Source organism: Luteibacter anthropi (assembly GCF_023699965.1).
GTDB classification, from domain to species: Bacteria; Pseudomonadota; Gammaproteobacteria; order Xanthomonadales; family Rhodanobacteraceae; genus Luteibacter; species Luteibacter anthropi.
Map to the genome: position 1 here is coordinate 2,525,849 of NZ_CP077072.1, position 18,845 is coordinate 2,544,693.

Annotated in this window: 16 protein-coding genes and 1 tRNA gene; 8 read left to right on the top strand and 9 right to left on the bottom strand. The window is 64.8% G+C overall.

All coding sequences use genetic code 11. The features are described from left to right. Positions 1 to 45: 45 nt before the first annotated feature. The 3 genes from KR767_RS11120 (at position 46) to KR767_RS11130 (ending at position 3,625) form a co-directional block, all read left to right on the top strand. Entirely contained in the window at positions 46 to 1,299 is a 1,254-nt protein-coding gene (locus KR767_RS11120; RefSeq protein WP_250876362.1) for a hypothetical protein, read from the top strand. Between the two features lie 36 nt (positions 1,300 to 1,335). Then, positions 1,336 to 2,364: a tail fiber domain-containing protein gene (locus KR767_RS11125; protein ID WP_166947465.1), complete on the top strand. Its 1,029-nt coding sequence runs from the start codon at positions 1,336 to 1,338 to the stop codon at positions 2,362 to 2,364. Positions 2,365 to 2,524: 160 nt separating this feature from the next. Beyond that, positions 2,525 to 3,625 (top strand): hypothetical protein, encoded by a 1,101-nt coding sequence (locus KR767_RS11130; protein WP_250876363.1) that lies wholly within the window; start codon positions 2,525 to 2,527, stop codon positions 3,623 to 3,625. A 63-nt stretch (positions 3,626 to 3,688) separates the two neighbouring features. Here the strand turns inward: KR767_RS11130 and KR767_RS11135 are convergent. The 7 genes from KR767_RS11135 to KR767_RS11165 form a co-directional block, all read right to left on the bottom strand. Then, a tRNA-Lys gene (locus tag KR767_RS11135) sits at positions 3,689 to 3,764 on the bottom strand. Positions 3,765 to 3,829: 65 nt separating this feature from the next. After that, complete coding sequence (locus KR767_RS11140; protein WP_250876364.1) at positions 3,830 to 4,774, bottom strand: DedA family protein/thiosulfate sulfurtransferase GlpE; 945 nt, start codon at positions 4,772 to 4,774, stop codon at positions 3,830 to 3,832. Between the two features lie 75 nt (positions 4,775 to 4,849). Further along, entirely contained in the window at positions 4,850 to 6,235 is a 1,386-nt protein-coding gene (locus KR767_RS11145; protein WP_250876365.1) for a sensor histidine kinase, read from the bottom strand. A 143-nt stretch (positions 6,236 to 6,378) separates the two neighbouring features. After that, the gene (locus tag KR767_RS11150) at positions 6,379 to 7,068 is read right to left on the bottom strand and encodes a LuxR C-terminal-related transcriptional regulator (protein ID WP_250876366.1); all 690 of its coding nucleotides are present in this window, start codon (positions 7,066 to 7,068) and stop codon (positions 6,379 to 6,381) included. An 88-nt stretch (positions 7,069 to 7,156) separates the two neighbouring features. After that, entirely contained in the window at positions 7,157 to 9,064 is a 1,908-nt protein-coding gene (locus KR767_RS11155; protein WP_250876367.1) for an ATP-binding response regulator, read from the bottom strand. A 90-nt stretch (positions 9,065 to 9,154) separates the two neighbouring features. Beyond that, the gene (locus KR767_RS11160) at positions 9,155 to 10,081 is read right to left on the bottom strand and encodes a LysR family transcriptional regulator (protein ID WP_250876368.1); all 927 of its coding nucleotides are present in this window, start codon (positions 10,079 to 10,081) and stop codon (positions 9,155 to 9,157) included. A gap of 13 nt (positions 10,082 to 10,094) precedes the next feature. Continuing rightward, a complete protein-coding gene (locus KR767_RS11165) occupies positions 10,095 to 11,822 on the bottom strand; it encodes a glutamine--tRNA ligase/YqeY domain fusion protein (protein ID WP_166947470.1) in 1,728 nt (575 codons plus the stop codon). Between the two features lie 101 nt (positions 11,823 to 11,923). Here KR767_RS11165 and KR767_RS11170 point away from each other — a divergent pair, with 101 nt between their 5' ends. Together KR767_RS11170 and KR767_RS11175 are read left to right on the top strand one after the other, a co-directional pair. Next, a complete protein-coding gene (locus KR767_RS11170) occupies positions 11,924 to 12,196 on the top strand; it encodes a putative signal transducing protein (RefSeq protein ID WP_166947471.1) in 273 nt (90 codons plus the stop codon). A gap of 29 nt (positions 12,197 to 12,225) precedes the next feature. After that, entirely contained in the window at positions 12,226 to 12,744 is a 519-nt protein-coding gene (locus KR767_RS11175; RefSeq protein WP_250876369.1) for an adenine phosphoribosyltransferase, read from the top strand. Here KR767_RS11175 and KR767_RS11180 read toward each other — a convergent pair. Then, positions 12,738 to 13,328 (bottom strand): hypothetical protein, encoded by a 591-nt coding sequence (locus tag KR767_RS11180; RefSeq protein WP_166947473.1) that lies wholly within the window; start codon positions 13,326 to 13,328, stop codon positions 12,738 to 12,740. The genes KR767_RS11175 and KR767_RS11180 overlap by 7 nt on opposite strands. A 46-nt stretch (positions 13,329 to 13,374) precedes the next feature. After that, a complete protein-coding gene (gene oxyR / locus KR767_RS11185; RefSeq protein WP_166947474.1) occupies positions 13,375 to 14,292 on the bottom strand; it encodes a DNA-binding transcriptional regulator OxyR in 918 nt (305 codons plus the stop codon). A gap of 152 nt (positions 14,293 to 14,444) precedes the next feature. Here oxyR and KR767_RS11190 point away from each other — a divergent pair, with 152 nt between their 5' ends. The 3 genes from KR767_RS11190 to KR767_RS11200 all read left to right on the top strand — a co-directional run bounded on the left by KR767_RS11190 (position 14,445) and on the right by KR767_RS11200 (position 18,778). Continuing rightward, positions 14,445 to 14,993 (top strand): peroxiredoxin, encoded by a 549-nt coding sequence (locus KR767_RS11190; protein ID WP_166947475.1) that lies wholly within the window; start codon positions 14,445 to 14,447, stop codon positions 14,991 to 14,993. A gap of 231 nt (positions 14,994 to 15,224) precedes the next feature. Beyond that, entirely contained in the window at positions 15,225 to 15,767 is a 543-nt protein-coding gene (locus KR767_RS11195) for a carboxymuconolactone decarboxylase family protein (RefSeq protein ID WP_166947476.1), read from the top strand. A 329-nt stretch (positions 15,768 to 16,096) separates the two neighbouring features. Further along, on the top strand, positions 16,097 to 18,778 hold the full coding sequence (locus KR767_RS11200) for a M1 family metallopeptidase (RefSeq protein ID WP_250876370.1): 2,682 nt from the start codon (positions 16,097 to 16,099) through the stop codon (positions 18,776 to 18,778). Positions 18,779 to 18,845 lie beyond the last annotated feature (67 nt).

The window sequence follows — 18,845 nt, forward strand, 5'->3', positions numbered from 1 at the left end:
GCCAGTTCAATACCATTCAATTCCCCTATATCCAGGAAGCTAATTATGGATTTCTCCAGGGTCAATTTTGTTCCATTGCAAATGGGCGGCGACGATGTGACAGGTGCCCTGCGCAAGCTCGATCTGAACTTTGGCGCGCTAGGCGATGCCCTTGTTGATCAGAACGCCATCGATAAACGACTGGGTAACGTCGAAACCATCGTGGCGGGTCTCGGACAGGCATCCGTCATGAACGTGGGCAATCGCGCTGGTACGGTGGCAGCCGGCGACGACACCCGGTTCAACATGGGTGCCTGGCGCAACAAGGTCATCAATGGCAACTTCGACTTCTGGCAAGGTGGCCTGAACGTGACGGCGCCGGGTGGCCCCAATACCATTATCTGGGGTCCCGACCGCTTCCTCGGGCAGGCATATACCGGCTCGAGCGGAAGCGGCAGTTCCACGGTCAGTCTGTCTGCGCAGGCATTTCCGGCCGGCCAGACGGAGGTTCCCGGCGATCCGGCTTACTTCGCCAGGCTTCAACCTGTATCGCTCGCCACGCTTGGTGGTGCAGGAGGGATCATCCGTGTCGGCCACTACATGGAAAACGTGGCTACGTTGAATGGTCGCTACGTTGCCGTATCCTTCTGGGCCAAGTCGAATGCATCTCGAACCATCGCCGTAGCGTTGCAGCAGAACTTCGGAAGCAATGGATCGACCTCGGTCGTCAAGAGTACGTCCTTGTCGATCAACGTGAACTGGGCCCGATACACGGTCAGGTTTCCGGTAGGTGGCATCGCGGGGAAAACGATAGGCGACAATAGCAATCTGTTCCTTGGCATCTACCTTTTCAACAATGACAGTACCGGGGGCGTGGATCCTGTTGGTAGCTGGACGACCGGTCAGTACCTGGATCTTTCGCAGATACAGGTTGAGGAGGTGGATGATCCGGCTGCTCCGGCGACACCATTCGAGCGCCGGCCCATGTCCGTTGAGGAAGCTCTTGTCCGTCGTTATACGACCACCAGCAAGCTTTACATGATCGGTCGCTGGGGTTCGGCGACGAATGTCAGGTTCTACAACCAGTATGAAGTGCCTATGCGACGTACGCCCGATTGCATCCTGCAGAGCACGACATTCGGTTGTGAAATGGCCCAGGTCGCGGCGTATACGATGTCGAACGCCAGCATCGCCCAGTACTCGGGGGATAACCGCCAGTGTTTCATTGATTTCTCGGGCAGCCCCAATGGAACGCCTTCCGGTGGCGCGATGGCGCAGATGAATAGCAGTGGCGTCGTTCTTTTCCGCGCCGAGTTCTGATTGTTCCGACGCCAAGGATACTCATCGGAGGTATGAATGGAGTTTTCACGTATCAATTTTCGCCCTGTCGTCGAAGGTGGGGACGACGTCACGCGTGCGTTTCGAAAGATTGACCTGAACTTCGAGTCGCTGGGTACGGCATTCTTGCCTACAGGCGAGGTGGGGGCGCGGTTGACGGCACTGGAAACGGTGGCTGGGGAACTGGGCGACGCGGCCCGCAGGAATGTCGGGGCGGTGGCCGGAACAGTCGCCGCCGGGGACGATCCCCGGTTTCTCGCGGTCGGCGATGTGGCAGGCTCTGTCGCCGCAGGAGACGATTCCCGTTTTGCCTCGAACGCTGCTGCTGCGGGGGCTGCCCAGATGACGGCTAACAATGCGTTGCCCCGATCCGGTGGATCGATTACGGGTGCTATCAGCGCGAAGCTCGGGGGTGTGGTTGCCTTTGGAACGACCGGCTCGGCAAATATCGGTGGCCTGGTATATAGCGACTATTTCCAGAACACCATCGCCGACGTCAGCGGAAATATCTTCATGCGTCTGCAATGCGTGGATGTCACGGGTGGCGCGACCTACTCGCGGCTAGTCACTTCGCATTTCGATGGAACGAATGCCTCGTTCATGTTTCAGCACAATGGCGTTGCCCAGGCTACAACGTGGCAGAGCACGTCGGATGCCCGTCTGAAGCGCCACATGGTCGTTCTCACCGAGCCCCTCGACAAGATCGATGCGATCGTCGGGTATGAGTCCTATGAGAAGCGGGTGCTTGGTAACGCCACCGATTCCGAGGGGAACTCCGTTCCCGCTCAATACACGCGTACGTGTGGCGTGCTTGCGCAGGACGTCAAACAGGTGCTTCCTGCGGCCGTCGACAACCTCGGGTCCGGTTGGGATACGAACGACAAGCCGATCGATGACGTGCTTGGCGTCAACGACGCGGGTCTGTCGGCACTCTTCGTCGAGTGTATCAAGGCTCTGAAAGCCCAGAATGCACTGCTGTCACAGCGCGTGTCATTGCTGGAGGCCGGGTCGGTCTCGCAGAAATCCGTTTCTAAACCAGATCGGTAGCCGCTGGCATGGATGGGCGATGCCGCCATCTTGAGTGGCAAGGCGAGTAGTCCCGGGAATATCCATTCTCGCAGCAATTTTATTGGAAAGTCTGGGTTCCAGCGTAAGGGCCTGATGAGGGGATTTCCTTGCTTTTCCTATCGCAATTTAAGGAGGCCATATGGCGGTGAATATCCAGAGAATAAACTTCGATCCCATCGGCGGTGACAGCGTAACGGCTGCTTTCAGAAAGCTGGATCTTGATGTGGGTGAGGTTGTCAATGCTATAGATGGCGATGGCTCGACCACATCAGGTATTTCGAATCGACTTGCCCTGGCCGAAAATAAACTCGGTGCACTTGGCAACGTATCTACGAGGAACATCGGTACATCGGCTGGCACGGTGGCTGCCGGAGACGATGCGAGATTCCTGACTGTTGGTACGACACCCGGTACGGTGGCTGCCGGTGATGACGCGAGAATCACCAGCGCATTGCCGAAGGTCAATCCGACGTTCAGCGGCGGCTCCGGTATCGGCCGGACAGGCGTCAAGTTCGAATATGCATTCAGGGTCAGCAACGGCAATTCAGACAACGGCATCGGAGGTGCATACGGTGAATGGGCGGGGGATCTGACGCCGGCCGTACAGATCGACTGCCAGGCTCCGTCCAGTCATTACATGGGTATCAGGTGGACGCACTGGGGCGTCAAGCACCTGGCGGCGATTCATGCATACGAGGGTGGTGCCGGCAGCCCGACCACACTCATCGGCTTTCACATTGCGGGCAAAACAAATAGCCACATTTTCGACAGCAACGGAAACGCCTTCTTTGCCGGTACTCTGTCACAGAACTCCGATTACCGGATCAAGGCAAACGCCAGCTCGCTATCTGCGCCAGAGGTTGCTGCCGGCCTGCGTGTCCTCAATCCCCTGACGTATAACGACACCCGCCGGCCGGCGACGGACAGGCCGCTGGTTGGACTGTTCGCTCATGAGCTGCAGGCTCAGTTTCCACTGCTCGTGGATGGCGAGAAAGATGCGGTGCAAACAGAAATGGTGTGGGTGGGGGACACGACGCCATATCTACCGGGCATGGAGCCATCTGATTACACGCCGCCACATCAGGAGAGCCGGCAGATGCCTCTCTTGCAGAACGTGAACTATGTCGGACTGGTACCGTACCTGATTGCCGGCTGGCAGCACAGCGATCAGCGCCTCGGAGCTTTGGAAGCAGAGATCGGCGCGCTACGTACTCAGGTCGAGGCACTGCTGGCGCGTTGACGACGATGGCGGACGGTCTGTCGAAGGGCGCTGGTATACAACACAGCAACCGCGTGACGCGAATGGTGGGTCGTGACGGACTCGAACCGTCGACCTACGGATTAAAAGTCCGCTGCTCTACCGACTGAGCTAACGACCCATGCGCGCGAAGCCGGCTAGTTTAGTCGGCGCGGGAGGGGGGCACAAGTCGGAAGGCGAGTTTGTTCAGGTGATCGCGACGATCGGTTGCACGTCCCGGCCGGCCGCACGCCAAGCGTCGAGGCCGCCCGTGAGGGGATGGACGTTGGAAAAACCCAGTTTCACGAGGCGTTCGGCCACCTTGGCGGCGGAGGCTTCGTTGGGGCACGAGCAGTAGACCACCACCGAGCTGTTCCGGGGCAGGGTCGCCAGGGCGGCGTCCGCGGAGGCGAAGTCGAACAGGTGGGAGCCGGGAATCACGTAGGGATCGGTGCGGCGGCTGGCGGCGGAGCGCACGTCGACGATGAGCGCGCCCGGGTCCGTGGCGAGCAGCAGTACCAGTTCGTCCACGGAAATCCGTGCGCGTCGGAAGCTCATGATGAGTAACTGGCGGCGGACGAAGCGAAAGCCGATCCAGACCAGCAGGCCGACGACGGCCAGGGCCGCCAGACCGATACCGAACTGGCGCAGCAGGGAGAGCACGGCATCGATCTGCCGGTAGAACACCAGTCCCACGACGAGACCCACGGCGATCCAGAGCGCGGCGCCCAGCAGGTCGTAAAAGGTAAAACGCGAGAACCGCGTATCGCCCGCGCCTGCGATGGGGATCGCGACCAGCGACAGGCCCGGCACGAAGCGGGCGATCAGCAGCAGCTTGACGCCACGTTTCTCGAAAAAACCGCTGGCGCGACGTACGCAGGTATCCGGTGACAGGGAGATCCGGCACAGGCCGTCGAGCACGCGGTAGCCGAAGCGGCGGCCGGTGAGGAACCACGCGGCATCGCCCGCGAAGGCGCCGGCCAGCGCACCGATGAAGGTGGACAGGATCAGCAGCGGCGAGTGCGCGGTGGCCAGGCCGCTGCCCACCAGGATGAGGGTGGGCATGGCCGGGACGGGCAGGCCGATGGCGGCCGCGAACGTACCCACGAACGCCACCATGGGCGCCGTTTCCGACCAGTTGACGCTTGTCACGAACCCATCCTCGATGGCTCCACAGGGAGCCCGACAAAGATACGCCGGTCGGCTCGCCGACGACAGGGGCTGGCGTCAGGGCGTGGTGAATCGTGAGACGGGCGGCACGCCCCGGGGCAGGCCTGCCCCGGCACCGGGCAGCTTCACCCAGTACAGCGTGCCCCGGCCGGGAATGGAACGGGCGCCGATCCGGCCGCCCAGGGTATCGACGATGCGGCGCGCGACGGCCAGGCCGAGGCCAAGGCCCGGATGACCGGGCAGGCGGGCGAGTCCGTCGAACAGCCGGGCCAGCTGGTCGGGCTCGAAACCCATGCCGTTGTCGCGGACTTCCAGGCGGATGTCGTCGCCACGCCGGCGGATGGCGACGAGCACGCGCCCGTGCGGCGTGCTGGCGATGGCACTGACCAGGAGGCGGTGCAGCAGCTCGCCCAACAGGGCGGGGTCGCCGTGCAATGCCGTGCTGCCGCCACGCCAGCGCAGCGTGACGCCTTGCCGTCCGGCATCGCCGGCGGTGACGGTGCGCTGCCGCACGAAGAGGTCGGCAGCCAGCAGGCGTACCGGCGCGGGTTCGACGGCGCCGGCGTCGAAGCGGGCGAGGTCGAGCATGCCGTCCAGGAGCTCGCCCAGGCGCGTGAGGTTGCCGCGCATCTGCGACTGCACGGCGCGCTGGCGGACGTCGTCACCGGGTTGCATGCCCGCCACGAAGAGGGAGAGAGCATGCAGCGGCTGGCGGAAATGATCGCCCAGCTGCTCGATGAAGCGCGTGTTGCGCGCGATGTCGTGCAGGCGTAGCCGCATCGCATGGGTCATGGCCAGCTCGTGCCGGTGGCGCACGTCGTCGAGTTCGGCCAGCAGGCCATCGAGCGCTTCGGCTTCGCCTTCGGCGGAATACCGAGTTACGGGCTGGCGACGATGCAGCGCATGTTCCACTCTCACGCGGATGGTTCGCAGCGTTACGGCCGTCTCGTTTTCGATGCTGCGCAGGCAGAGGAACAGCGTGTAGACAATGCCGGCCACCAGCCACAGGCCCATGAATCCGGCGGCCACGCGACGCTCGTACAGCGATGACGCATCCGAGACGGTCTCCAGTTCGCCGGAGGGGGTATTCAGTCGTACGGTCAGGGTATGTCGCGTCGATAGCCGGCGTTCGCTATCCACCACCAGCGTATTGCCGTCGTCCTTGCGCAGCGATGCGCGCCCCGTGGGAACACTGCGTGCCAGGGTCCTGGCCATGGACACCCGTAGTGCATCGTCACCTGCATTGCGCGGCAGTGCCGCCGCAATGCGAATGGCCTGGATGCGGGCAACGTTGCGCGCCTCGGCCGAGATCGCCTCGGCGTGCAGATAGATGAGTGCGGCGACCAGGGCGAGGGCGATCAGGGTTATCGGCAGCAGGCCCTTGCGGACGATAAGCCGATGGGGCGACGCGGTCCTGCCATGAAAGGAATGCGACGCGATCATGAAAGCGGCCCTTGGGGCGCGTGGTCTCATGACGAATGTAGGGGACCGCGGGACGCCGCGCGATAGTCAAGGGGGCGTAACCGGGCGGCCTAGTGCTTCTGGCGTATGCCTTATGGATCGGGCGTATGTGCAGGCCCCGGGAGTCAGTCGGCCAGGTGTTGTGCCGCGACCAGCGCCTCCAGGCGATTGCGCACATGCAGTGCGCGGAAGATCGCCGCGAGGTGGATCTTTACGGTGCCTTCGCTGATGCCGAGATCGGTGGCAATGCGCTTGTTTGGCTTGCCCTTGGCCAGCAGGCCGAGCACATCCATCTGCCGTTCCGTCAGCACGGTTTTCAGCTTTTCCTTGGTAGCGAGTTGCTCGCTCCCGTTCGTGGCGAAGCTCATGGTGTTGTTCGACGGAGCCGGTGGCTTCATCGCTTCGGGCGGTACGTAGATGCCGCCGCCCAGCACGAGGCGCACGGCGTTGAGCAGCACGTCCGGTGGCGAAGACTTGGGAATATAGCCCTGTACGCCCAGATCGAGGACGTGGCGGATGGCGTTGGAATCCTCCGTGCCGGAAAGCACGACAACGGGCCGCTTGCGACTCAGGCCGTTTTCATCCTCGGTTTCCCGCAGTGCCTCCACGGCATGCCTGATGTGCTCGATGCCATCGGCACCGGGCATGGCCATGTCGATCAGGGCCAGTTCGGGGAGTGGTTTTTCCGCGAGCCGGCTACGCAATTGCGCCACCGATTCGGCTTCGACGAACTGGACATGATCGCCCAGCTCGAGGAGCTTGATCTTCACTCCGTCGATGATGAGCCGATGATCGTCCGCGATCAGAATACGCATTCCAGTCCCTCCGCCTGTGGTGCCACAGGCTACCCCGTACGGGGAAACATAGCCTTCCCCCGGTCCGCGGGCAAGCAGGCCATTCGGCTCAGACGGCTGCCCGATGGACAGAAAGGGCAGAAACCATTACATCGTGAAGCCGGTCGGGAGAAACCGGCTTGTAAAGCACGGGTGTCGTGCTCGGGTCGACGTTTCGCAGGAAATCGCTGCGGGTCTCGCCGGTGATCAGCACTCGTGCGAAAGGCGGCGGATCGCCGGGGCGGCGACGGTAGTAGCGATCGAGCAGGGCGATCACGTCCAGGCCCGTGCCTTCGCGCAGGCGCAGGTCGGAAATCACGATGTCCGGAGGCTGCATCCACAGGTGCACGGCTTCCATGGCCTGCTGTGCATCCTCTGCGGTCATCACTTCGCATCCCCAGCTGCCCAGCAGATAGCTGATACCGGCGAGGATGCTCGGTTCGTCGTCGATCACCAGCACCCGCATGCCGGTGATGTCCTGCCGCACGACCGGCGCGCTGGCGACCGGCGCCGGTGTTTCGATTTCGCCTGGCTGTGTCTCGGGCAGCGTGATGGAAAACACGCTGCCGCGCCCCGGCCTGGAGCGCACGGTGGTTTGCGTGCCGAGCAGGCCGCCCAGCTTCTGCACGGTGGACAGGCCCAGTCCCAGGCCACGCCGGGGACCTTCGTTGCGACCGGCTTCGGGGCCGTTCTCCACACGATAGAACTCGTCGAAGATGTGCTGGAGGTGCTCCCGGGCGATGCCGGGGCCGGTGTCCCATACATCCACGCGCACCGTGCCGTCCCGGTGGCGACGGGCTCCGACGAGAACGCCGCCGCAACGCGTGTAGCGCAGCGCATTGCTCACGAGGTTGTTGAGGATGCGGGCCAGCATGGTGCGATCGGTGCGCACCCACAGGTCGGTGGTGCGCACGACGAGGCGCAGGTCGTGCTGTTCGGCCACCATGCGGAAATTCACGCTCACTTCCTCGAACACCTCGTCCAGCGGCACGTCGCGATGTGCCGCTGGCATGGCACCGGTTTCGAGGCGGGAAAGGTCCAGCAGTTCGCTGAAGAGGTGATCGAGCGCTTCGACGCATTCCTGGATGTGGGCGATGCGGTTGAGCCTGACCGGGTCGTATTCGTCCACGGCCAGCCCGGACGAGAACAGGGTCAGCGCATAGAGCGGCTGGCGAAGGTCGTGCGAGGCGGCGGCAAGGAAACGTGCCTTGGCGACGCTGGCCGCTTCCAGCGCGGCGTTCTTTCGTGCCAGTTCCTCGGTGGCATAGGCGATCTCGCGTTCCATGCCGATCTGGGCGTGGAGCAGCTTCGACGCAGCGCCGTTGAAACCACGCTGGAGGTCGCCGATCTCGGTGTCGTCGGTGATGGGCACCACCACGGTGCGATCCCCCAGACCGAGCTGGCGCACGGCGATGGCGAGGTTGCGTAGCGGGGCGCTCAGCCAGCGGGCGGTGGACCAGCCGATCATGGCGGCGATGAGCAGGCTCATGCCCAGCCAGAGCAGGGCGTTGTGCACGCTGGCCCGTTGCGCCGCCACGGCGTCTTCGACGCTCACGTCCACCGTCACGGCGCCGACCACGCGATGGCCTTCCGGATCGAGTACCTGGCGAGATACGGTAAGGCTTTCGTCGTGGTCCACGGAGCCGTTGCCGCGATCCACCAGCATGCCGCCATCCGCATCGCTGATCCGCACGCGGGAGACCTGGGGCAGTTGCACGATGGACTGCGCGATGCGGCCCAGTTCGTGTCGCTCGCCGTCGCGCAGGGCCTCACCGGATATCGAGGCGGCCTGCTGGGCGATGGCGTCGGCGGTGGAGCGGCCCATGTCGCGCAGGCTGTCCATCTGGTGACGGGTAAGCAAGGTGACCAGCAGGATCGCGCTGATCGCCGTGGGCACCAGGGCGACGCAGGTCAGGCGCTGCACGAGCGACGTGCGGCGCCAGACTTTTTCCAGCCATGAAGCGGGTACGTCACGCATTCGCCATTCCCTGTCCCGTGCCGCGCGGGGCGACGAGGGAAAGCCTAGCGCACTTCGCGGGAAAGGCCGTATCTGCCTTCTGGCTGGCGGTCAGGGCGGCGAAGGTCGTGTAGTGCGGCCGCCGACGTTGCCGCGGTCGGCATGCTTCATCAGCTCGATCAGCCGGCGCGCCGCAAGGCCCAGGGGGCGTTCGCGGGACCACACGATGTCCACCAGCAGGTGCAGCTGGTTGCCGGTATTGTCGAACTCGATGGCAAACAGCTCGCCGGCCTCGATCAGCGGCTGCGCCAGTGCGCGTGGCAGCAAGGCCCAGCCCAGCCCGGCCTGCACCAGGCGCAGCGTGGCGAAGGGGTTGTCGGTGTGCCAGACGCTGCGCGAGAAGATGAGGCGGGAGTCCACGTGCGTGCCGCTGCGGCCGGTCATGACGATCTGGCGCAGGTCCAGCAGGTCTTCCAGGCGAAGCCGGCGTCGCCGCTGGCCCGGTGGACGAAAACCTGCCGCCACCACGGCGACCATGGTGTCGCTGTCCACCACCTCGAAGCCTTCGCGCTCGTCCAGGTGTTCCCGCTGGAAGGCAATGGCGAGGTCTACCTCACCCTCGTGCAGCAGCCGCAGCGCGTCGCGTTGCGGCGCCGAGGTCACGTCCACTTCCAGCGAGGGAAACTCGCCGGCCAGCACGGCCAGCGGATCGGTCCACGGTGCCGAGACCAGTTCCGGTACCACGGCGATGGTCAGGCGGCGTTCGAGGCCGTGATGCAGGGAAAGCGCGTCGGCCTCCATCTGCCGGAGCTGGCTGGCGATGTGCCGGGCCCGGGGTTCCAGCGCACGGGCGGCATCGGTGGGCTGGGGTTCGCGGCCGCTGCGATCGAACAAGGCCACGCCCAGGTCCGTTTCCAGCTGGGAGATTGTCATGCTTACGGCCGATGGCACCCTGCCCAGGGCGCGCGCGGCTGCCGAGAAGGAGCCGCGGTCGAGGACGGTCAGGAAGACGTTCACGCTCTCGCTGGAGAGGGCCATGATCTATCAGCGCTTATGCCTGCTTTGCCCACGAATCGCGCAGCGTGACCACGCGGTTGAACACGGGGGCGTCGGCCGTGTGGTCGTGCATGTCGGCCACGAAATAGCCGAGGCGCTCGAACTGCATGCGGTCTTCGCGGCTGGCGTGGGCGGCGGCCGGTTCCACGTAGCCCCGCACGACACGGCGCGATTCGGGGTTGAGGTGGTCCTTGTAGGTCTTGCCGTCGGTGTCGTCGTCCGGATCGGTGACGTCGAACAGGCGGTCGTACAGGCGCACTTCGGCAGGGACGGCATCACGCGCGCTGACCCAGTGGATCGTGCCCTTCACCTTGCGATCCGCACCCGGCAGGCCGGTGCGCGAATCGAGGTCGAGCGAGCAACGCAGCTCGACGATATCGCCCGCTTCGTTCTTCACCACTTCGTCGCAACGCACGATACCCACGCCGCGCAGGCGCACTTCGCCCTCGGGCTTCAGGCGATGGAAGCCCTTCGGCGGCACCTCGGCGAAATCCTCGCGCTCGATCCACAGTTCGCGCGAGAAAGGCACTTCGCGCGTGCCGAAGGATTCGTCCTTCGGATGGTTCGGGAAGACCAGCGTTTCGCGATGATCGTCGGCCAGGTTGGTGATGACGAGCTTCACCGGGTCGATGACGGCGAGGCGGCGCGGGGCGCTGCCATCGAGGTCTTCGCGCACGCAGCCTTCCAGCACGCCCATGTCGATGATGCTGTTCTGCTTGCTGACGCCGATGCGTTCCCAGAACAGGCGGATGCCCGCGGGCGTGAAGCCGCGACGGCGCACGCCGGCGATGGTGGGCATGCGGGGATCGTCCCAGCCGTCCACGAGGTTTTCGGTGACCAGCGTGATGAGCTTGCGCTTGCTCATCACCGTGTAGTTGAGGTTGCCGCGGGAGAATTCGATCTGGCGCGGCTTGCTCGGTGCGGTGGGCAGGCCGGCATCGACCAGCGGCTGCCACAGCTCCGGGTCGTTGGCGAGATCGACCTTGTCCACGCACCAGTCGTACAGCGGGCGGTGGTCTTCGAATTCCAGCGTGCACAGGGAGTGCGTGATGCCTTCGAGTGCATCGGACAGCGAATGCGCGAAGTCGTACATCGGGTAGATCGGCCATGCATCGCCGGTGTTCTGGTGATGCACCTTGCGCACGCGGTACAGCGCCGGATCGCGCAGGTTGATGTTGCCCGAGGCCATGTCGATCTTCGCGCGCAGCGTCTTGCTGCCGTCGGCGAATTCACCGGCGCGCATGCGCTGGAAGAGATCGAGGTTTTCCTCGATGGAGCGGTCGCGGTAGGGCGAGTTGCGGCCCGGCTCGGTGAGCGTGCCGCGGTATTCGCGCACTTCCTCGGCCGAGAGGTCGTCCACATAGGCCACGCCCAGGCGGATGAGCTTCTGTGCCGAGCGGTAGAACACCTCGAAGTAATCCGAGGCGTGACGCAGCTCTGACCACTCGAAACCCAGCCACTTCACGTCGCGCTGGATGGCGTCGACGTATTCGACGTCTTCCTTCGACGGGTTGGTGTCGTCGAAGCGAAGGTTGCAGGTGCCGGCCGATTCGCTGGCCAGGCCGAAGTTCACGCAGATCGACTTGGCGTGGCCCAGGTGCAGGTAGCCGTTCGGCTCCGGCGGGAAGCGCGTGTGGATCTTCGTGTGCTTGCCGGAGGCCAGGTCCTCGCGGACGATCTGGCGGATGAAGTGCTGCTGCAGGACGGGCGTATCGGTCGACATCTCGAATGACTCGGAAGTGGGGTCGCGGCAAACGTCCGAGTTTACCTTTCTTGCGCCGCTGGCGCTTGCTGCCCGCCGGCTGGCCGGGTTAGCTTGGGGCCATGCGCACCGCTTATCACGCCGAGACCCTCATCGACGCCCATCTGGTGAAGGATGCGCTCGAGCATGCCGGTATCCCGGCCTTCATCGCCGGTGAATTCCTCACCGGGGCGGTGGGGCAACTGCCCGCCCGCGATTTCATCGCGGTGATGGTGCCCGAGTCAGCGGCCGGGGAGGCCGACGAGATCGTTCGCGCCATCGACGCCCAGCTTGCCGAGTCGCGTGCCGCCCTGGCAGCCGACGACGACCTGGACACGGCTATCCTTCCCGCCTGAGTCGCTTTCCCTTTCCCCAGGATTTACCCATGCCGTCCATTTTCGACCTCGTCCGCGACGTGCCGGACTTTCCGTGTCCAGGCGTCCTGTTCAAGGACATCACGCCCCTGCTGGCCGACGCGTCCGCGTTCGACCAGTGCATCGACCAGCTTTGCGCCCCCTGGCAGGGCCAGGGCATCGGCGCCGTCTGCGGCATCGAGTCGCGCGGCTTCATCTTCGGCGCCGCCATGGCGCGGGCGCTGGATGCCGGCTTCGTGGCGCTGCGCAAGAAGGGCAAGCTGCCGCCGCCGGTGTTCGGCGTGGATTACGGCCTGGAATACGGCAAGGACCGCCTGGAAATCGGCCAGCACACGCTGTCGGCGGGCGAGCGGGTCATCATCGTGGACGACGTGCTCGCCACGGGCGGCACGCTGGATGCCGGCCGCCGGTTGGTGGAGCAGTTCGGCGCGCATGTGGCCGGTGCCAGCGTGGTGATCGAGCTGGAGGCCCTGAAGGGCCGCCAGCGCTGGGAAGGCCCCGCGCCCCTGCATTCCCTGGTGGTTTACTGATCCAGCGCCTGCACGAGGACGATCTCGCAGCCTGCGGGACCGTCGTCGTTGCGGACCAGTGAGGTGGTAACTCGCCAGCCATCGTCGCGGCGCACGTCCACCAGCATGCCTTTCACATGCACCACGTCGCCCGGGCGGATATCCCGCAGGCGGGCGGCGATGGCGTCGTTGGCGGGCACCATGTGCATGTTGGCGCTGGAGTTGAGGATCTCGTCGCGGGAGATCACCGGGTTTTCGCTGGCATACCAGTAATAGAGCCGGTTCGACTGCGATATGCGGATGTGATGCAGCACCGAGTTGTCCGACATGCGGCCCCAGCCCAGCGCGAAGTCGGTGGGCGAGATCGGCGCCAGTTCGTCGAGCTGGTAATCCTCGCGGGACAGCAGGCGGGCATCCATGTCGAACGTGGCCCGTGGCTGTAGAACGAAGTGCCCCATCGTGACCGGGCTGGCATCTACCAGGTCGTGCTGGGCTGGCGCCTCGGCGGCCACCACGCCCCGTGCCCTCGCGGCTCCGCCGTGCGACCAGCACGCGTAGCCTGCCAGGGCGCACAACAGGAGCAGTGGAGCGAGCCAGAAGCGCATTCGGCGGAAACCGTCGGAGTGATGACGACGCAACGGTTGAAAAAACTTATGGTTGACAGTCGCCCGTGGCGAACAGCTCTTCGGGGATGTCGCGGATCACCGCCGCAAGGGCCTCGAAGAACGGCGTCATGGCTGAACTCTTGCGCCAGAGCATGGCGATGCGCCGGCTGGGTGCCGGGGCCGCGAACTCGATGAGGCTGACGTTGGGCGACTGCGCCACCGGTGCCTTCACCGCCAGGGCGGGTAGCAGCGTGATGCCCACGTTGGCCGAGACCATCTGCCTGAGCGTTTCCAGGCTGGTCGCGCGGAATCCCGTCTTCTCGCCGGCACCGGCCAGATGGCAGACCTCCAGCGCCTGGTCGCGCAGGCAGTGCCCATCTTCCAGCAGCAACAGGTTCTGCTCGGCCAGTTCGTCCATGCGCATGCAGCGGCGACCGGCCAGTTCGTGATCGCCGGGAACGGCCAGCACGAAGGGTTCCTCGAACAGGAACTCGGTGTGCAGGGAGTCGTCATGGACGGGCAGGGCAAGGATGCCGGCGTCGAGGGTGCCCTCGCGCAGCATGTGCAGCACCTGTTCGGTTTTTTCCTCGCGCAGCAGCAGTTCCAGGCGGGGGAAGCGCTCGCGCAGGCGCGGGATCACGTGCGGCAGCAGGTAGGGTCCCAGGGTGGGGAAGATGCCCAGGCGGATCGTGCCCGATTCGGGGTCGCGGGTGCGCTGGGCGATCGACTTGATCTCATCGATCTGCGACAGCACCCCCCGTGCCCGGCGGGCGATTTCCCGGCCGGTTTCCGTGAGCAGGACTTTGCGGGGCGTGCGTTCCACCAGGGCCACGCCCAGCTCGTCTTCGAGCTTGCGGATCTGGGTGGAAAGGGTGGGCTGGCTGACGAAGCTGGCTTCGGCGGCCCGGCCGAAATGGCGGTACTCGGCCAGGGCGACGAGGTACTGGAGGTCCCGAAGGTTCATGCGGCGGCTCTAGGGGCTCTTGATAGCCAAAGCCTATCACATTGATGCCTACAATCGATTTGAGATATGTGCGCGGGGTCGCTAACCTTGGGCTTCAGTCGCGTTACCAAGCGCGCAACGAGTTCACCCAAACCCTCAACGGAGAGTCGAAAATGCTGACCATTGGCGATAAGTTCCCCGAATTCAACCTGCTGGCCGTCGACGGTGGCCCGCTGGCCAACAAGATCGAAGACGCCTTCACCACGATTTCCGACAAGTCCTACGAGGGCAAGTGGAAGCTCGTGTTCTTCTACCCGAAGGACTTCACCTTCGTGTGCCCGACCGAGATCAAGGGCTTCAGCGACCTGAACGAGCAGTTCGCCGACCGTGACTGCCAGGTGCTGGCCGCGTCGACCGACTCCGAGTTCGTCCACCGCGCCTGGCGCATGGACCACGCCGACCTGAAGGACCTCAAGTTCCCGATGCTGGCGGACATCAAGAAGGAGCTGACCACCGCTCTCGGCATCCTGACCGCCGACGGCGTTGCCCAGCGCGCGACCTTCCTGGTCGATCCGAACGGCGAGATCCAGTTCGCCTACGTCACCGCCGGTTCGGTCGGCCGTAACCCGGACGAAGTGCTGCGCGTCCTCGACGCCCTGCAGACCGACGAACTGTGCGCATGCAACTGGAAGGCCGGCGAAGAGACCCTCAAGGTCGCCTGATCCTTCGACGCTCGACGTCCCGCGCCGCATCCCTCCCTCCCCCGCGCGGCGCGGGCACCCTGCAGGAGCGCGCCTGCGCGCGACCAAGGTCGCCGCAGGCACCCGTGACGCGCAAGCGCGCTCCTGCAACCCTCTGGCTACATCCCGTATGCCCTCGCGTGAACCGGAGCCCGCGCTCCGAGCCATTCCGCGCCCCTTTCCCATGTCCCATTCGATAAAGAAGGTGCATCCATGAGCGTCGCCGAACTCCGCAGCAAGCTTCCCGAATACGCCAAGGACCTCAAGCTCAACCTCGATTCCGTGTTGAGCGAAGCCGGTGCCCCGGGCCTCAACAAGGCGCAGATCGCCATGGTCGCGCTGGGTTCGGCCATCGCCGCCCGCTACAAGCCGCTGACCGAGGCGCTGGCGGTGTTTGCCGAAGAGAACGCCACGCCGGAACAGGTGACCGCCGCCAAGGGTTCGGCCGCGATCATGGGCATGAACAACATCTATTACCGCTTCCAGCACCTGGTCTCGCACCCGGAATACGCGTCCATCCCGGCCAAGCTGCGCATGAACGTCATCGGTGCCTACAAGGGCGATGCGAAGAACGATTTCGAACTGGTCTCGCTGGCGGTGTCCGCCGTGAACGGTTGCGGCATGTGCATCGATTCGCACGACAAGGTGCTGCGCGACGGTGGCATTCCTGTGCAGGCGATCCAGAGCGCCGTGCGCATCGCGTCGGTGATCCATGGCGTGGCCGTGGTGCTTGAGCAGGCTGACGCGGCGGGTTGATCGTCGCCCCGTTTTAACCGGTGGCGCGCGAGGCGCGGTCCTGCAAACCGCCGCTCCGGACAGGTCGCGCGCAAGGCGCGCTCCTACAGACCACCGCTCCGGATCGGTCGCGCGCGAGGCGCGCTCCTACAGGGTGGTTTGTGTAGGAGCGCGCCTTGCGCGCGACCGGTGAAACGACCGCCTCGACGGCCCGGATGCGACCGGTAACACCGCACCCGTACGCCCCCTTTCTGCCGCACCGCCGCACCCCAGGGGTGCCTTCTGGCACTGTGTCGAAGGTCACCCGGTTCGCACGATGGCGGGATCGTCCAAAAGGGGATCTTCCTGCCATGCGTCGTTTCGTACGCCCTCTACTCCTGACCGCGCTCGCCGCCAGCTGCGGTGCCGCCCTGGCCGCCGGCACGGAGGCCCCGCCGCTGGGCCACCTGCCCACCTGGGCCCAGCCCGAAAGCTACCGCCTGACCTTCAAGGTGGACCCGAAGCAGGAAGACTACGCCGGCAGCAGCACGATCAAGGTCAAGCTGACCCAGCCGTCGGACTTCATCTGGCTGCATGGCAAGGACCTGAAGGTCTCCCGGGTTACCGTCACCGACGCCGCCGGCAAGAAGCACGCGGGCAAGTACACCGTGGCCGCCGAGCAGGAAGGCGTGGCCCGCGTCGATCTGGGCGCGAAGCTGGAAGGTGAGATCACCCTCGCCATCGACTTCACCGCTCCGCTCAACAAGCAGCTCCAGGGCCTCTACAAGGTCTCGCACGAGGGTATCCCCTATGCGATGACCCAGATGGAGCCCGTCTCGGCGCGCTACGCATTCCCTGGCTTCGACGAGCCGTCGTTCAAGACGCCGTACGACATCAGCCTGACCATTCCCTCCGACGACCAGGGCGTGGCGAACACCGCGCAGATCAAGGAAGAAAAGGCCGGCACCGGCTGGAAGACGCTCACCTTCTCCACGACCAAGCCGCTGCCCACCTACCTTGTCGCCTTCGCGGTGGGTCCGTGGGATGTGGTGAAGGGCCCGGACATTTCGCCGACGCAGTACCGCGCCACGGCGACGCCGCTGCGCGGCATCGCTGCCAAGGGCGAAGGCCACCGCATGCAGCACGTGCTGGGTGAAACCAACTCGATCATCCACACGCTCGAGGACTACTACGGCTTCGGCTATCCGTTCGACAAGCTCGACCTGCTGGCCGCGCCGGACTTCAGCGCGGGCGCCATGGAAAATGCCGGCCTGGTCACCTTCCGCGATTGGCTGCTGCTGATCGATCCGGATTCCGCCGCGTCGTACGTGCGCGGCTCGTTCAACGTGAACGCCCACGAGCTGGCTCACCAGTGGACCGGCGATACCGTCACCATGGCCTGGTGGGACGACCTCTGGCTCAACGAAGCCTTCGCGACGTGGATGCAGCAGAAGGTCACGCAGAAGGTGCATCCGGAATACCGCGCCGATCTTGATCGCGTGCGTGGCGCGCAGGGTGCGATGAATGGCGACAGCCTGGTCAGCTCGCGCAAGATCCGCCAGCCGATCACCGGCAACGGTGACATCGAGACCGCGTTCGACGGCATCACCTACCAGAAGGGCGCCGCCGTGCTCGGCATGTTCGAAGGCTATGTCTCCGAACCGGTGTTCCAGAAGGGCATGCGTGCCTACATCCAGAAGCACAAGTTCGCCAACGCCACGGCAGACGATCTCGTCGATTCCATCGCCGAGGCCGCAGGCCAGGGCGATGCATTCAAGAAGGCCTTCAACAGCTTCCTCGACCAGTCCGGCGTGCCGTACGTCACCGCCGAGGTGAAGACCGAAGGCGGCAAGGCCGTGCTGCACCTGGCGCAGAGCCGTTACCTGCCGCTGGGCAGCACTGGTGATACCAGCCGCGTGTGGGGCGTGCCCATGTGCGTGCGCTATGCCACCAACGGCGGCGGCAACAAGGTCAAGTGCGAACTCTTCGACAAGGCCACCGGTTCGATGGTGCTGGAAGATGCCGCGAAGAACGCCTGGGTGCTGCCGAACGCCGATGGCCGCGGCTACTATCGCTTCGCGCAGAGCAAGGCCGACCTCGCCGCACTGGCGAAGGTGGTGGGCACGCTGAGCGATGCCGAACAGCTGGCTTATGCCGATGCCGTGCGCGCCGGCTTCCAGCATGGCGAACTCGACGCGGGCGACGTGCTCGCTGCCTACAAGCCGCTGACGGCATCGAAAACCCGCGAGGTTTTCACCGCCCCGCTGCAGACCTTTGTCTGGATTCTCAACAACGAAGCCGTCAACGATGCGCAGCGTGATCACCTGCGCAAGTGGGCCATCGATGCGTACCTGCCCAAGCTCAAGGAACTGGGCTATCGCAAGAAGGCCGGCGAGCCCGACAACGATACGCTCACGCGTACGGCGCTTGCGGGCTTCCTTGGCGACGACCAGATCGCCGCGCCGGAAGTGCGTGCCGAACTGCTCAAGCAGGGCGATGCCGCGCTGAAGACGAAGGACGGCCACCTCGACCTCGACGCGGCCGATCCGGATCTTCTGGGCGACGCGCTGTCCGTGGCCGTGCAGGAACATGGCGCACCGGCGGTCGATGCGCTCATCGCGGAAATCCCGAAGACCTCCGACCCGGCCAAGCGCAACGCGATGCTGAGCGCCCTGGCCGATACGAAGGACCCCGCCCTTGCCAACAAGGCGCGTGACTTTGCGCTCGGCAAGAACGTGAAGGTGGGCGAGATGGCGATGGTGCTGCGTGGTGCGCGCGGCACCGAAGCCTCGCGCAACGACCTGTGGAAGTGGTTCGTGGCCAACTACGACCGCATCGTGGAGCGCACCGGCAGCTTCGCCGGCGGCCAGCTGCCCGGCCTTGCCGGCGGTGGCGGCTGCTCGAAGGCCGAAGCCGATCGCCTGGGCGAGTTCTTCAAGACCCGCGCGGCGAAGGTGACAGGCGCCGAGCGTGGCCTGGCACAGACGAGCGAGTCGATCCTGCTCTGCACGGCCCTGAAGGCCAAGCAGGATCCGAAGGCCATCCTGCGCTAACGCACCTGTAGGAGCGCGCCTCGCGCGCGACCGGGTTTTTCGCGAAAACCGGTCGCGCGCGAGGCGC

Excerpts from the sequence above, each read along its gene's own strand:
- KR767_RS11180 (WP_166947473.1), bottom strand. The coding sequence starts at position 13,328 with ATGCGCTTCTGGCTCGCTCCACTGCTCCTGTTGTGCGCCCTGGCAGGC.
- oxyR (WP_166947474.1), bottom strand. The coding sequence starts at position 14,292 with ATGAACCTTCGGGACCTCCAGTACCTCGTCGCCCTGGCCGAGTACCGC.
- KR767_RS11175 (WP_250876369.1), top strand. The coding sequence starts at position 12,226 with ATGCCGTCCATTTTCGACCTCGTCCGCGACGTGCCGGACTTTCCGTGT.
- KR767_RS11195 (WP_166947476.1), top strand. The coding sequence starts at position 15,225 with ATGAGCGTCGCCGAACTCCGCAGCAAGCTTCCCGAATACGCCAAGGAC.
- KR767_RS11155 (WP_250876367.1), bottom strand. The coding sequence starts at position 9,064 with ATGCGTGACGTACCCGCTTCATGGCTGGAAAAAGTCTGGCGCCGCACG.
- KR767_RS11145 (WP_250876365.1), bottom strand. The coding sequence starts at position 6,235 with ATGATCGCGTCGCATTCCTTTCATGGCAGGACCGCGTCGCCCCATCGG.
- KR767_RS11125 (WP_166947465.1), top strand. The coding sequence starts at position 1,336 with ATGGAGTTTTCACGTATCAATTTTCGCCCTGTCGTCGAAGGTGGGGAC.
- KR767_RS11130 (WP_250876363.1), top strand. The coding sequence starts at position 2,525 with ATGGCGGTGAATATCCAGAGAATAAACTTCGATCCCATCGGCGGTGAC.
- KR767_RS11160 (WP_250876368.1), bottom strand. The coding sequence starts at position 10,081 with ATGGCCCTCTCCAGCGAGAGCGTGAACGTCTTCCTGACCGTCCTCGAC.
- KR767_RS11120 (WP_250876362.1), top strand. The coding sequence starts at position 46 with ATGGATTTCTCCAGGGTCAATTTTGTTCCATTGCAAATGGGCGGCGAC.
- KR767_RS11165 (WP_166947470.1), bottom strand. The coding sequence starts at position 11,822 with ATGTCGACCGATACGCCCGTCCTGCAGCAGCACTTCATCCGCCAGATC.
- KR767_RS11150 (WP_250876366.1), bottom strand. The coding sequence starts at position 7,068 with ATGCGTATTCTGATCGCGGACGATCATCGGCTCATCATCGACGGAGTG.
- KR767_RS11200 (WP_250876370.1), top strand. The coding sequence starts at position 16,097 with ATGCGTCGTTTCGTACGCCCTCTACTCCTGACCGCGCTCGCCGCCAGC.
- KR767_RS11190 (WP_166947475.1), top strand. The coding sequence starts at position 14,445 with ATGCTGACCATTGGCGATAAGTTCCCCGAATTCAACCTGCTGGCCGTC.
- KR767_RS11170 (WP_166947471.1), top strand. The coding sequence starts at position 11,924 with ATGCGCACCGCTTATCACGCCGAGACCCTCATCGACGCCCATCTGGTG.